Origin of the sequence: Methylocystis bryophila (assembly GCF_027925445.1) — a bacterium.
Classification (GTDB): Bacteria; Pseudomonadota; Alphaproteobacteria; order Rhizobiales; family Beijerinckiaceae; genus Methylocystis; species Methylocystis bryophila.
This window is the reverse complement of sequence record NZ_AP027149.1, coordinates 1,121,520-1,134,417: the sequence shown is the minus strand read 5'-3', so window position 1 is coordinate 1,134,417 and position 12,898 is coordinate 1,121,520. Positions and strand designations below refer to the sequence as shown.

11 protein-coding genes and 1 pseudogene are annotated in these 12,898 nt (G+C 64.6%); 8 read left to right on the top strand and 4 right to left on the bottom strand.

Annotation, left to right across the window (positions count from 1 at the left end; genetic code table 11):
* Positions 1-36 precede the first annotated feature (36 nt).
* From QMG80_RS05245 to QMG80_RS05225, 5 genes are all read left to right on the top strand, one after another.
* Complete coding sequence (locus QMG80_RS05245; protein ID WP_085771863.1) at positions 37-1,314, top strand: DUF445 domain-containing protein; 1,278 nt, start codon at positions 37-39, stop codon at positions 1,312-1,314.
* 149 nt (positions 1,315-1,463) lie between these two features.
* The gene (locus QMG80_RS05240) at positions 1,464-1,691 is read left to right on the top strand and encodes a hypothetical protein (RefSeq protein ID WP_085771862.1); all 228 of its coding nucleotides are present in this window, start codon (positions 1,464-1,466) and stop codon (positions 1,689-1,691) included.
* 74 nt (positions 1,692-1,765) lie between these two features.
* A complete protein-coding gene (locus QMG80_RS05235) occupies positions 1,766-2,593 on the top strand; it encodes a DUF2061 domain-containing protein (RefSeq protein ID WP_085771861.1) in 828 nt (275 codons plus the stop codon).
* A gap of 31 nt (positions 2,594-2,624) precedes the next feature.
* Positions 2,625-3,350, top strand: coding sequence for an NAD-dependent deacylase (locus QMG80_RS05230; RefSeq protein WP_085771860.1), 726 nt, complete (start codon positions 2,625-2,627; stop codon positions 3,348-3,350).
* Positions 3,351-3,352: 2 nt separating this feature from the next.
* Positions 3,353-4,213 carry a hypothetical protein gene (locus QMG80_RS05225; RefSeq protein WP_085771859.1) on the top strand — a complete coding sequence of 287 codons (861 nt, stop codon included), beginning with the start codon at positions 3,353-3,355 and terminating at the stop codon, positions 4,211-4,213.
* 1,954 nt (positions 4,214-6,167) lie between these two features.
* Here QMG80_RS05225 and QMG80_RS05220 read toward each other — a convergent pair.
* A complete protein-coding gene (locus QMG80_RS05220; protein ID WP_085771856.1) occupies positions 6,168-7,067 on the bottom strand; it encodes an HD domain-containing protein in 900 nt (299 codons plus the stop codon).
* Positions 7,068-8,799: 1,732 nt separating this feature from the next.
* The gene (locus QMG80_RS05215) at positions 8,800-9,123 is read right to left on the bottom strand and encodes a hypothetical protein (protein WP_245300293.1); all 324 of its coding nucleotides are present in this window, start codon (positions 9,121-9,123) and stop codon (positions 8,800-8,802) included.
* On the opposite strand from QMG80_RS05215, the gene QMG80_RS05210 reads away from it, so the two are divergent.
* A complete protein-coding gene (locus QMG80_RS05210; protein WP_245300292.1) occupies positions 9,112-9,264 on the top strand; it encodes a hypothetical protein in 153 nt (50 codons plus the stop codon). The two genes, QMG80_RS05215 and QMG80_RS05210, sit on opposite strands and share 12 nt — an antisense overlap.
* An 86-nt stretch (positions 9,265-9,350) precedes the next feature.
* Here QMG80_RS05210 and QMG80_RS05205 read toward each other — a convergent pair.
* A pseudogene (locus QMG80_RS05205) lies at positions 9,351-9,698 on the bottom strand (HD domain-containing protein); the annotation flags it as partial.
* A gap of 248 nt (positions 9,699-9,946) precedes the next feature.
* Between QMG80_RS05205 and QMG80_RS05200 the strand changes: the two are divergent.
* Together QMG80_RS05200 and QMG80_RS05195 are read left to right on the top strand one after the other, a co-directional pair.
* Positions 9,947-10,783 (top strand): shikimate dehydrogenase, encoded by an 837-nt coding sequence (locus QMG80_RS05200; RefSeq protein ID WP_085771854.1) that lies wholly within the window; start codon positions 9,947-9,949, stop codon positions 10,781-10,783.
* A 297-nt stretch (positions 10,784-11,080) separates the two neighbouring features.
* Positions 11,081-11,296 carry a hypothetical protein gene (locus QMG80_RS05195; protein WP_085771853.1) on the top strand — a complete coding sequence of 72 codons (216 nt, stop codon included), beginning with the start codon at positions 11,081-11,083 and terminating at the stop codon, positions 11,294-11,296.
* Positions 11,297-11,318: 22 nt separating this feature from the next.
* On the opposite strand, the gene QMG80_RS05190 is transcribed toward QMG80_RS05195, so the two are convergent.
* Complete coding sequence (locus tag QMG80_RS05190; RefSeq protein WP_085770453.1) at positions 11,319-12,674, bottom strand: IS5 family transposase; 1,356 nt, start codon at positions 12,672-12,674, stop codon at positions 11,319-11,321.
* Positions 12,675-12,898: the final 224 nt, after the last annotated feature.

Sequence of the window (12,898 nt, the reverse complement as noted above, 5' to 3'; positions counted from 1 at the left end):
CTGGGATCGGCGAAGAATTTTGCGACTGCTTGAGCGATGCTGAAACCGCCCGAAATCACCGACGCGGAAGCGGCGCGGCGCGGCGAGCGCGCGACGGATCTCCTTCGGATGCGCCTCGTCGCGACGCTGCTGCTGCTGCTGATGGCGGCGGTCTTTGCGGCGACGAAGCGCCTCGGCGACGCCTATCCTTGGGTTCCTTATGTGCGCGCCTTCGCCGAGGCCGGACTGGTCGGCGCTTGCGCCGACTGGTTCGCCGTGGTCGCGCTGTTTCGCCGACCGCTCGGACTGCCGATCCCGCATACGGGCATCGTGCCGGCCAATAAGGACCGTATCGCCGACGCGCTCGGCCGCTTCATCGAAACCAACTTCCTTACGCGCCGCACCGTCGACCAAAAGCTGCGCAGCGTCGATGCGGTGGGCGCACTGACCCGCTGGCTGGGCGATTCCAAGAATTCCGCCAAGATCGCCTCCTTTTGCAGTCGGGCGCTGCCCGAGCTCGCGAAGATCGTTCCGAAGGATCGAATTCGACAAGTCGTCGACGAAGTGGCGCGGCAGGGCGCGCAATCCGTCCCCATCGCGACGCTCGGCGCGCATCTGCTCGAGACGCTTTGGGCGCGAGGCGAGGCGCAGGCTTTGCTCGACCGCGCCATCGCGGAGGCTTGCGATCAGCTCTTGGCGAGACGCCAGGACATCCAGCGGCGGGCCGCGAAGAGAGCGCCCAAATGGCTGCCGAAATGGATCGACGCCATGCTGGTCGAGAGAGTCGTCGCCGGGCTCGTCGACACGCTCTCCAACATGCGCAAGCCCGATCATCCCTGGCGTCAGGAGCTGCAGAAGTCGGTCGAAGGCTTTATTGAAACGCTCGCGACCGACCCGAAAATCAGAGAAGAGGGGGAGGCGCTCAAGGCAAGCATTCTCGCCGATCCCGTTTTTCTGCGCCAGACCGAAGTCCTCTGGGAGAAGGTCGAGGCGAGCCTGCTCTCCGATCTCACTCAGCGCGGCGACGACGTCGCGAAGGGAATCGACTCCGCGCTCGCGGGACTGGGTCGTTGGCTCGCGAGCGATCCCGCGCTCACCGCGGCGCTCAACCGCCGTATTCGGCTCTGGGCGCTGCGCGCGCTGCCGCCGCGGCGCGCCGAGATCGGCGCCTATGTTTCCGACGTGGTCCGCCGATGGGACGCGCAAACGCTCGTAGACAAGCTCGAGTTGAGCGTCGGCCGCGATCTGCAATTCATCCGCATCAACGGAACGCTCGTCGGCGGCCTCGTCGGATTGCTGATCTTCGTCGTCAGCAAGGCGGCCGACGCCTTTTAGAGCATGTCGCGGAAAAGCTTTTGATCGGGAACGAGTCCTTTTCGATCGACTGAGGAACTCCCCTCTCGGACCTCGCCCTCCTTCGCGAAGACGCTATCTTGCATTTTCATGCAAGCGACGGGGCTGGGGCGCCGAAGGGGAACTTCGCCATGACCACCCAGGTCCTCTCGAGATCGGAAGACTGGTTCAAGAAGCACGCGTGGGCGCTCGTCGAGCTGCTGTGGGGCGCCACGCTCGTGGCGACCTTCGTTTTCGCGGCCATCCTTGCGCTGACTTTGGTGATCGGTCTCGCCGCGGACGTCAATCTGATCAAAATCCCCGCTCGGATCTGCTCCCCGGACTCTCCTGCGGGGCAGGGATCACGAATCTGCAATTGATCCGCCCTATCGAGCCCGCCGGGAAGAGAAAGCTCAAGTTTGCGCTTCTCGCCCGCCGGCAATAGGATGCGGGCATGACGCAGCCGAACGTGAAGCGCGGAAAACGAGCCCCGACCAATAAGGCGCCGAGGTCGGCCGCCCGGCGCGGCGCGCCCGCCAAGGGCGCCGGAGTCTTCGCGGCGGCGGCGACGCTCGGCGCCGTCGGGGCCGGGGCGGCGCTCGTGGAGGCGGCGGTGCTTTTCCTTGCGCTGGGCGGCGCGGTGGTGTTCGCCCCGCGCCTATGGCGCCAGACGCGCGGAGGCGGAAAGCCGTCCGCCCTTCCCCTGCTTCCGCCCGCGACGCGGAGCGACGCAGAAGAAACGCGCTACATTTCTCTCCCTGGGCTCAAGATCAAGGAAGCGCTGGGAAAGTCGATCACCTATCGCGTCGTCATCACCGCCTGCGATCTGAGCTGGAACTTCGCGATCCTCGGCCAGGCTCAGGCTGCGGCGGGTCTCTCGGCCATTTCGCTCGCGGCGGGCACGGTCTTCTACTTCGTTCACGAGACCGCGTGGAACCGTTTCGCCCCCCAGGACACCGTTGCGGTTCCGCTCCCGGCGTTCGGCTCCGGCGCACCGCAGGAGGAAAGGGACGCGCTGGAGGTGGAGCGATCCGTTGCGAAGACCGTCACTTTCCGCGCCTTCGCGACAGTGACCGAGTTTACGACGAATTTTCTCGTGGTGGGGGACGCCACGACCGCGGTGGCGCTCACCGCCTTCGGCTTCGTGCTCGGTCCCTTCATCTATCTTGGCCACGAGAAGGTTTGGGAGCTCGCCAGCGCGCCGAAGCAATCGGCCTCGGAGCCCCCTCTCGCGCCTGAGTCTCCGGCGCCCCCTCTCGTTGCGACGCCGGTCTCCGCGTGAGACAGGCGGTTTCCGGCTCTGGACGCGCGTCATGCGGCTGTTTGCGCTGACGGGCGCCGGCGTCTCCGCCGAAAGCGGTCTGGGGACCTTCCGCGACAAAAAAGGCGAAGGGATTTGGGCGCGCTTCGATCCGATAAAGCTCGCGACGCCCGAAGCCTTCGCCCGCGACCCCGCATCCGTCCAGGCGTTTTACGATGCGCGACGGCGCAATCTTCTCGACGCCGAGCCGAACGGCGCTCATGTCGCTCTGGCCGAGCTCGAGCGACAGCTCGCGGCGCGCGGCGGGGAGTTGACGCTGGTGACGCAAAACATCGACGATCTGCACGAGCGCGCCGGCTCGCAACGCGTGATCCACATGCATGGCGAGCTGCTGAAGGCCCGCTGCCTGCGCTGCGACGCCGTTCTGCCCTGTCGCGACGACCTCGGCGAGGCGAGCGCCTGCGCGGTGAGCGCCTGCGCGGCCTGCAAGGCTGAGGGCGCGCTGCGACCGCATGTCGTCTGGTTTGGCGAGGTCCCGTTGCATATGGAAGAGATCTATGCGGCGCTCGTCCACGCCGACCGCTTCGTCGCCATCGGCACCTCCGGCTCGGTCTATCCCGCCGCGGGCTTCGTCGCCGAAGCGCGCGCGCTGGGGCTGAGAACGTGCGAGTTGAATCTCGAACCTTCCGACAACGCCTATCTCTTCGACGAACGCCACTACGGCAAGGCGAGCGAAGCCGTCGCCGCCTGGGCGCAAGAGATCATTGAAGCACTCTAACGATGACTGTTTGGCATCTCCTCAAGATCGTCGGCGTCGGCCTGATGCTGCTCTTAGCCTATCAGTCGGTCGTCTCCTTGCAGAAGCGGCTCACGCCGCTTTCGCTCTTCGCCGATCCTGCCGCCTTGCCGTCGGATCTCGACGATGCGCGCGTGCATTTTCAGCCGGGCGGAGAAGATTGCGCGCGCGACGTCGCAGCGCTCATGGGCGAGGCGACCGCGCGGGTCGTCGCGGCGCAGGGCAAGCCCTTCGCCAAGGAGCCGATCGTCGTCGTCTATACCTCTTACGGCGATTACGGGCGCTCCAACGGCTATGACGATGTGGGCATCCTCGCCACGGCGCGCTCGGGCCGCGTCTTGCTCTCGCCGGCGCTCTGCCATGAAGACAAGCCGAAGCTGAAAAAAGTGCTGACGCATGAGCTTTCGCACACGCATCTCTTCGGCTGGCGCGGCGTGATCGCGGAGCGTCCGCCGAGCTGGTTCACGGAAGGCCTGGCCGTGATGATCTCGGACGGCGGCGGGGCGGAAAGCGTCGACGAAAAAGAGGCGTTGGCGGCGCTCAAAGACGGCTATGCGATCAAGGTCGCAGAGACGGGCGTCTGGCGCGATTTCAACTCTATCCCCTTCGAGAAGGAGCCGAAGCCGAAGGGCGAGGGCGCGGATTTCTTCCGCTATCGGCAGAACCTCGCCTTCCGCGAGGCGGGGCTTTTCGTGGCTTGGCTAAAACGCGAGCAGCCCGAGGCTTTCGCGAAATTGTTGACGAAGCTTCAGGACGGCGCGTTTTTCGGCGAGGCCTTCAAGGAGGCCTATGGCGCGAGCCTCGGTCAGCAGTGGCTGAAGTTTCGCGATGGCGCCAAGGGATAAAAACCCTCGTTGCTTCCGGCGCGCTCAGGAGCCTCTGGCCAAGCAGCCAATCGCACGCGCCGGGCTGCCGTGCGGGAAACCAGAGCATGTCCCGGAAAAGCGCGAAGCGGTTTTCCGGTCATGACATGCTCTCACTTTTGACTTGGCGCGATTGCTTATCGCTTGAACGATTCCGTTCGATCGGGACGCGCGCTAAGGCCGCCAGTCAGCGGCATGGTCCGCATTCCCAGCCGTCTTCGCCGCAACATTGCCATCCCAGTCCTCCTCCTCCGCACGCCTGTGTCGGCCTGCGGACACCGTTGCAGCTCTGGACCGGAACGACAGGAACGCAACGTCCGTTTTTGCATTCGTGTTGACCGAATTGGGCGCAACACCCCAGACCGGTGACAGAGCATGATGCGCCTGGCGGTAGGCAATGGTCACCCGCATCGCAAATCGATTTCACGCCGGCGGCGTTGCTCTGGGTGAAACTAATTCCGCCCCCGCCCTGACCTGTCCAGGCACAGCAGGGACCTGAGTCGCCGTTCACTAACGTGAGGTTGTTTGACTCGTTCGTAAGGCCGGTCGTGGGTTGGCTGGTCGAGGGTTGCGCGCAGGTCGGCTCGCCGTCCACTTCGACCCAGACGTCCATCTTCGTCCCGTCGGTGAAATTAGCTATCGGGGAAACAGCGCCATCGCCGACGATGTTGAACTCGACGGCGTTCCAATTGCCTGCAAGACTGAGGATGTTGCTCAGGCCGTTCGCAGTGTATAAATCCTGGGTGTCCGCGGCAAACACAACGCTGTCCGTATTGTTTGCGACTCGGCCCACGAGGTTCATATCTAAGAGGGTGTGGGCCGTAAGAATGACGCGAGGCGTGGTCGGCGAGCTCATGGGGCTATTACGGAAGCAACCGTTGGCTCCAGAGACAGTGGCGGTTGCCTTGAATGTCGTCCAATCCTTCGGGCAACAACCACCGTGCGCCACGTCCGCGGCCTCCGAGCATGTGGAACGGTTGTCGAAGTAACCGATTAGCCAATATTGTATGAAGGATCCCTGACTGGAATTTGAAAACAAGAATTGTTGCCAGCCCATACAGTTGGGGGACTTAGGCGTTGCCGGGGTTGTGGATGGCGGCTCACAAAGAGGGCTAACAAATCGATTGGTGTTGAGCTGCAAGGAAAAGGCGTTTGCGCCTCCGAGACCACTCTCGCTGAAGTTCGTGGCGCGATTGAAAGTCCCGCTCGCGGTCGAGATGGAGCCCGCCACTTGGGCGACGTAGTCTGATCCACCGCCCACATCCGCGCGAACAAGATCAGTCCTCATCGGATAGGGGATGTTTGGCGCCGTCCTGCACGGAGCCTCCCGCCATTCCTTGTTCGGGTAGGTTGAATGGAAGCATCCAGGCTTGGGCGGCGCCGCTTTAAGCATGTCCGCGCGCCAGCTCTGCCTCAGCGCGCGCTCCTCGACGGACAATTTGGGGGCTGGCGTGGAAGAAGGCGCTGGATCTGTCGGTTGGGCGGAAGCCCTAAAAGACGATGAAAGCGAGGACCCAAAACTCGTGATCGCCACGACGCAAAGGAAGCTCACAGCGAACCGGCGCATTATATGTGTCATCGGCTTTCCCCTTGAACGACTGATGCTGAACTCCTGAAAGACGCGTCCCGCCGACCGTAGCCCCGCCGCCGATTGTTTAGAATATGCCGCTCAAACCGAGTCATGGCCGCCCTTCATTCGTCGCACGCTGAGTGGTGGTCGTCAAAAGATTTTTAGGTATTATAAAGTAAGACGGATATTTTGATGTGCAATTCTGTATCGACTACGCCGGTCGACGGTGGGTAGGTCGACGATTCCTTCGTGTTCTGAGTTTAAGTCCAACTCCCGCATCATCCGTTGGGGCAGCATGTCCGTTTCGGGTCCTAAGCGCCATTAGGGTTCTCTCGCGCGAGCCATAGGGGCTGAGACCCTGCGGGGTCAGCCCGTGTCGTCGGCGTAGACGCGGATGTAGCGCCCGCCAACCTCTATGCCGACGAAGCGCTGGTCGAAGACGAGGCAGAGCCGCTGGGCGAGCGCCACCACCGCATCGGTGCTGTCGGTGCGGATGCGCGCGAGCAGGATCGGGCGACGGCTGCCGTCGAAGATCGCCTCGGCGTGCTGCACGGTGGCGGAGGGAAAGTTGCGGGAGATGGTCTCGCAGAGCCGGTCCACGTCGGCGTCCGTGATCGCCCGCGCCTTGGTGTTCGGCAAATAGACGAGATGCACCGCCTGGCCGATGACGCTGTCGAGATGCCGGGCCACGCCCTCCGCGCCGCCGACGTCGACGGCCGCGTCGGCGCGAATCGTCCGCTCGGCCTCGGCGGCTGTCTCGTCGAAGAGCGCCTCGATTGCGGCATTGGCGCCGCGACCGGCGTCGATAAGCTGCCGGCACCCTTCAAGATAGCCGAGGCGGCGTTCCATCGCCCAGCCGGCGGGCGGGGAGGCGGCGGTCGCGCGCAGGTTCGAGATCACGTCCGCGGTCTTGACGATGCGCGCCGCCACCGACTTGTGCGGCATCGCGGCGATTCGCCGCCGGCGGCGCTCGTCCTTGGGCAAGGTCATGTCGTCGGAGTTCTCGGTGACGATCCTTGCCACCCGCTCCCCGAAAGCGGCGGCGAGCTCCTCGGCCGTGACCGGCGTGTCCTCGACGACATCATGCAGGAGCGCGGCGGTCAGAAGCTCCTCATCGGCGCCCCCGGTGGCGCGGGCGACGAGGTCGAGCACCTCGATCGGATGATTGATGTAGGGTTCTTGGGCAGCGCCCTTGCGCCGCTGGTTGGCGTGCGCCTCGGCGGCGTAGACCAGGGCGCGGGTTAGCCCGAGAACGATCGTGCTCATGCCAGCGTCGCCTCCGCCGCCTCGCCGATCACGCCGCGAGGACTATGGGCTGCGGCGGCGGGCAAAAGTGAATTTCGTGCAGCGGCGATGTGGAGCAAAAGCCGACGCGGCGCCCGAGTATCAAGCGAATGTCACAATAAGAAAACGACCCGCCGACACATCCAGCCCACCGCCGCGTTTTGCGGCTATGCCAGACGGCGGCAAAATTGTAGCCTGAGACCGCGATTTCCCTTCGAGACTGTTCCCTCATGCACAACCGCTTTCATCTCGCCGGCGTCATGGGCTGGCCCATCGCCCATCCGCGCTCGCCAAGATCCATAAGCTGAAGCTGCATGGGATCGAGGGCGCCTATGCGCCTTTGCCCTTGAGCCCAGCAAGCTCGGCGAAGCGCGTAGCCTATAGCCAAAGCCTTGGCCAGCAGTGGCTGAAGTTTCGCGATGGCGCGGGGGGGTGAGCCCCCAAATCCTTTCGGCGCACGAGCCCGCGCTGCGCCGTGAATGTACGTTGTGAATGTACGTAATGTCGTCAGCTTCCGGTCAGCTTGGTGTTGTAAACGTCGTTTGCGGCAAAGAGCCGCAAAAAAGTGAGCCTCGGACGGGCTCAGAGCCGCCGAACCGGCCGCGAGAGCCAGCGAGAGGCTTTGCTTCGGCAGACTTCCGCTCGAACCAAATTCAAAACAAGGGAATTAGCGCCGTCGCGCTTGGTCGCCATCATACTCGCGCTCATTGGAGCGGGAGCGACCACCGCGCCAGGCGCTAGCTCGGCCCGGGGTGCAATGCCAGCCTGGGGCGGCGGCAAGAGTAGCGGCGCCAAGAGCGCCAACGCCGCCGGCTGCGCCTAGCAGGGCGGTCGCCGATCCGACCAGAGCGCTTCCGATCGGATTCGTTCCCTGCAAAGTTTTGAAAGAGGTTCCAGGAGCGGTGAGCACAGAGGTTTGGCATCGATGCAGATCGAGTTCCAGGCGAATAACGAAGACGCTCTAAACATTTCCGTCACCATCAGGTCGCGCGAAGAGCTCGAGCGTTTCACGGAACAAGTTTTTGTCCTCGCAGAAGCGCTTTGGCCCTGGCCCTACGATGGAGTGGACGAAGAGAAGGACGGCCAAGCGGGGCGCTTGGAAGTGGAGAACGAGGCGCAGCCTAAGCCAAGAGCTCGGAGCATGTCGACGCCGGAAGATCTGCGCGCGCGCAGGGATCGCAGAAATGCGCAGAACCGAGGCTACATTGCCCAGATGACGCCAGAAGAGCGAGCAGAGTTTCGTCGGCGTAGAACCGCGCAGGAACGCGCGCGCCGAGAAAACGTCAGACGAACAGCTCAAGAAGCGTCCAGAGGGATCACGGAAGAGGCTTCAAGCGATTACTCCCGGGCGGCGGCAGCTGAGTAATGTACGAGCTCCCTGCGCTGGGGCAGTCGTCTTGGGCTGCACAAAGCATCATGCGCAGGGCCGCCAGGACCAGCGAAATCGATCATCCTGTATTGCGGCTATGCCGGCCCGCAGCAAGATTGTAGCCTTGGCGCGCGACCTCCCTTCGAGATCCCCTCCCCATGCACAACCGCTTTCATCTCGCCGGCGTCATGGGCGGCTCATCGCCCATTCGCGCTCGCCGAAAATCCACAATTACTGGCTGAAGCTGCGTGGGATCGAGTGCGCCTGTGCGCCTTTCGCCATTGAGCCCGGCAAGCTTGGCGAAGGCGACGCCTTCAGGCAAGCCTGTGGCGCAAGCCAGCGAGGTCAGCCCGTGTCGTCGGCGTAGACGCGGATGTAGCGCCCGCCAACCTCGATCCCGACGAAGCGCTGGTCGAAGGCGAGGCAGAGCCGCTGGGCGAGCGCCACCACCGCATCGGTGCTGTCGGTGCGGATGCGCGCGAGCAGGATCGGGCGACGGCTGCCGTCGAAGATCGCCTCCGCGTGCTGCACGGTGGCGGAGGGAAAGTTGCGGGAGATGGTCTCGCAGAGCCGGTCCACGTCGGCGTCCGTGATCGCCCGCCCCTTGGTGTTCGGCAGGTAGACGAGATGCACCGCCTGGCCGATGACGCTGTCGAGATGCCGGGCCACGCCCTCCGCGCCGCCGACGTCGACGGCCGCGTCGGCGCGAATCGTCCGCTCGGCGTCAGCGGCCGTCTCGTCGAAGAGCGCCTCGATTGCGGCATTGGCGCCGCGACCGGCGTCGATAAGCTGCCGGCACCCTCAAGATAGCCGAGGCGGCGTTCCATCGCCCAGCCGGCGGGCGGGGAGGCGGCGGTCGCGCGCAGGTTCGAGATCACGTCCGCGGTCTTGACGATGCGCGCCGCCACCGACTTGTGCGGCATCGCGGCGATTCGCCGCCGGCGGCGCTCGTCCTTGGGCAAGGTCATGTCGTCGGAGTTCTCGGTGACGATCCTTGCCACCCGCTCCCCGAAAGCGGCGGCGAGCTCCTCGGCCGTGACCGGCGTGTCCTCGACGACATCATGCAGGAGCGCGGCGGTCAGAAGCTCCTCATCGGCGCCCCCGGTGGCGCGGGCGACGAGGTCGAGCACCTCGATCGGATGATTGATGTAGGGTTCTTGGGCAGCGCCCTTGCGCCGCTGGTTGGCGTGCGCCTCGGCGGCGTAGACCAGGGCGCGGGTTAGCCCGAGAACGATCGTGCTCATGCCAGCGTCGCCTCCGCCGCCTCGCCGATCACGCCGCGAGGACTATGGGCTGCGGCGGCGGGCAAAAGTGAATTTCGTGCAGCGGCGATGTGGAGCAAAAGCCGACGCGGCGCCCGAGTATCAAGCGAATGTCACAATAAGAAAACGACCCGCCGACACATCCAGCCCACCGCCGCGTTTTGCGGCTATGCCAGACGGCGGCAAAATTGTAGCCTGAGACCGCGATTTCCCTTCGAGACTGTTCCCTCATGCACAACCGCTTTCATCTCGCCGGCGTCATGGGCTGGCCCATCGCCCATTCGCGCTCGCCCAAGATTCACAATTACTGGCTGAAGCTGCATGGCGTCGAAGGCGCCTATGCGCCTTTCGCCATTGAGCCCGGCAAGCTTGGGCCCGCGCTGCGCGCGATGGCGACGCTGGGGCTTGCCGGCTGCAATCTGACGATTCCCCACAAGGAGGCGGCGCTAAAGCTCGTCGACGTCGTGGAAGACGGCGCGGCGCGCATCGGCGCGATCAATTGCGTCGTCGTCGGAGAGGATGGGCGGCTCACCGGCAAGAATTACGACGGCTTCGGCTTCATCGCGGCCTTGCGGGCCGCTGCGCCGGAGTGGCGCGCCGAGGCCGCGCCCGCCGTTGTGATCGGCGCCGGCGGCGGCGCCCGCGCGATCGTGGCCGGGCTCCTCGATGCGGGCGCGACGGAGATTCGCGTTTTCAATCGCACGCGCGAACGCGCGCAGGCGCTGGCCGCGGATTTTGGCGACAAGGTTCACGCCCACGCCTGGGAGGAGCGCAATGCGGGTCAGAGGGGCGCGGGGCTCCTGGTGAACACGACGAGCCAGGGCATGGTCGGCCAGCCGCCGCTCGACATTGAGATCAGCGCGCTGCCGCCCTCTAGCGTCGTCTGCGACATCGTCTATGCGCCGCTGGAGACGCCGCTGCTCGCAAGCGCGCGCCGCGCCGGCCTCGTCGCGGTCGACGGGCTCGGCATGTTGATCCATCAGGCGCGCCCGGCTTTTCGCGACTGGTTCGGCGTGATGCCCGAGGCGACGCCGACGCTGCGGGAGTTGATCGTCGCGACGCTGTAGGATTCTCTCTCCCCGTGCAAACGGGAATAGGGTTAGGGAGAGGGGCCAGGGGCTGGAGACGCTTCTGCGATCACGCCCTTTCGCTTCGGATTTCGATGGCCTCAGGGGCTTGCAATCCGCCAAGCCCCTCACCCCTGCCCTCTCCCCGTAAACGGGGAGAGGGGGTCCCTCACGCCAATGAAAACGCACTGCAGAGAGGGGTAGGCGCGCAGACGCATCGGGGCGGTAGCCAAGACGGGAGAAACGCCCTAGCTTGCTTGCCGTGAGCGCACCGCCCACGAAATCGAGGAGGCTGGGATGTCGGACGCCTTCAAGAAGCGGCAACAACCGCCGGAGCCCAGCCAAACGCCGCTGTGGCTCGTCGTGGTGGGGTTGTGCATCGCGCTTTATAGCCAGACCATGAAGGACCAGAATATCGGCATGGTCGTTCTTTTGTTCGGTCTCGCCTTCTCGGCCGTGAGCCTGCTCTATTATTTCTTTCGACCCCGGCATGGGCTGCCGCGACGCAAATGAGTCGCCCGTGAAGAACGAGCAATCAGGCGGCGAGTGGGCGATTCTGAGCTGAACCTAATCGGGCGAGGGTGGCTAGGATGATGGTGCAAAAAAGCGCCAGCCAGGCCAGCAGGCGCCTGAAGTTGTAGCCGGCGGCGGCGAGCACGGCGTTGGCGGCGTCGCCAGCGCTGTGGGCGAGGAAGTTGCGGCCCATGCGGTGGTCGCTTTTCAGATGGCCGATGACCGGCTCGACGGCCGAGCGTCGCCTGAGCTCGCGTTTGATCGCCCCGGTCACGCGCCGCCGCTGGCCGGCGATGAACACGCTGAACTTGTGCTCCGCGGGGGCGTTGTGTCCGCGATAGCCGCGGTCGGCGACGATGCGTGAGATCGAGGCGCCGATCTGCTTCTCCATGTCGGGAATGACCTGCGCCAGCGTATGGCCGTCGTAGGGATTGCCGGGCAGCGCTTGCACATGCGCGACGAACTGCCCACCCTTCGAGCGAAAGAGCGTCGTCGCCACCGACACCTTGACGCCGAACTCATAGGGGCGATGCGCCTTGCCCTTGCCGATGCATTCGACCTCGGGCGCGTGCAGGCTGTAGACCTTGCGGCCACGCTGTTTCTGGCGCTGCTCGCGCACGCGCTCGGCGAGATAGAGCGGCCGACGGAAAACATCACGCAGCGCCTCATTGTCCTTGATGCGCCTCGCGACGTCGCGCTCGACGCGGCCGAGATAGGTCCTGATCTTGCGCAGCGCCTTGCCCGCGCGCTTGAACTGCTTGGCGTGGGCGTAGCGCTGATAGGCGATGAGCGCGTGCTTGCCGATCCGCTCGTAGGATTGACGCAGAGCCACGCCGTGCTTCTTGGCGAGACGCACCAGTCGCTCCCGCGCGCGATGCATCAGCCTGGCGTCGGTCGGGAAGGCGACGGCCTTCTCCTGCACGGTGGTGTCGACGATGACCTTGGCGAAGTCAGAGGGCTTCGCCGCCCCGGTCCTGGTCGCGACGGAAAGGCTCTCTTGAACCAGCGCCGCGAGCTTCTCCTCGCCCATGCGCTGGCGCCAGCGCGTCAAGGAGGAGCGGTCGAAGGGCAGCTTGTGCTGGAAGAACTCCTCGCCGCAGAAGAGCTGGAAATAGGGGTTTTCCAGCCAGCGATCGCACAGCGCCTCGTCGGAGAGATCGTGCATGTGCTTGAGGATGGCGAGGCCGGCCATGAGCCTTGTGGGCAGCGGCGGCCGACCGGGAACGTCGGCGTAGACGGCGCCGAAGCGCCGCTCCAGAAAGCCCCAGTCGATCGTGCGCAGGAGTTTGACCAGCGGGTGAGCCATGTCGACGATCTGATCGAGACGCGCCCGAAACAGATCCCGCTGCCCACTGTCACGCCGCTCCTTCGGACGCATTGCGAATCTCCCTGCCGACCGTTCGTCAAGGGCAGAGAATCACGCCTCCGGCGCGAGATCAATTTGCAAGGAAACCAGCGCAAACAGCCCCAATCCCGGCGAAAACGATTACTTTAACGTAGCCGTATCACCCGCCATGACAGAGGCTTATGAGTTCTTCACGGACGACAAATGAAGGCCGCGGTAAAAAAACGCGGCGCGCTCTAAGATAGCGCGCCGATTGA

Bases quoted from the DNA above. Each gene is read 5' to 3' on its own strand.
- QMG80_RS05200 (WP_085771854.1), top strand. From the start codon at position 9,947: ATGCACAACCGCTTTCATCTCGCCGGCGTCATGGGCTGGCCCATCGCC.
- QMG80_RS05195 (WP_085771853.1), top strand. From the start codon at position 11,081: ATGTCGGACGCCTTCAAGAAGCGGCAACAACCGCCGGAGCCCAGCCAA.
- QMG80_RS05190 (WP_085770453.1), bottom strand. From the start codon at position 12,674: ATGCGTCCGAAGGAGCGGCGTGACAGTGGGCAGCGGGATCTGTTTCGG.
- QMG80_RS05230 (WP_085771860.1), top strand. From the start codon at position 2,625: ATGCGGCTGTTTGCGCTGACGGGCGCCGGCGTCTCCGCCGAAAGCGGT.
- QMG80_RS05210 (WP_245300292.1), top strand. From the start codon at position 9,112: ATGCCGGGCCACGCCCTCCGCGCCGCCGACGTCGACGGCCGCGTCGGC.
- QMG80_RS05220 (WP_085771856.1), bottom strand. From the start codon at position 7,067: ATGAGCACGATCGTTCTCGGGCTAACCCGCGCCCTGGTCTACGCCGCC.
- QMG80_RS05235 (WP_085771861.1), top strand. From the start codon at position 1,766: ATGACGCAGCCGAACGTGAAGCGCGGAAAACGAGCCCCGACCAATAAG.
- QMG80_RS05225 (WP_085771859.1), top strand. From the start codon at position 3,353: ATGACTGTTTGGCATCTCCTCAAGATCGTCGGCGTCGGCCTGATGCTG.
- QMG80_RS05240 (WP_085771862.1), top strand. From the start codon at position 1,464: ATGACCACCCAGGTCCTCTCGAGATCGGAAGACTGGTTCAAGAAGCAC.
- QMG80_RS05245 (WP_085771863.1), top strand. From the start codon at position 37: ATGCTGAAACCGCCCGAAATCACCGACGCGGAAGCGGCGCGGCGCGGC.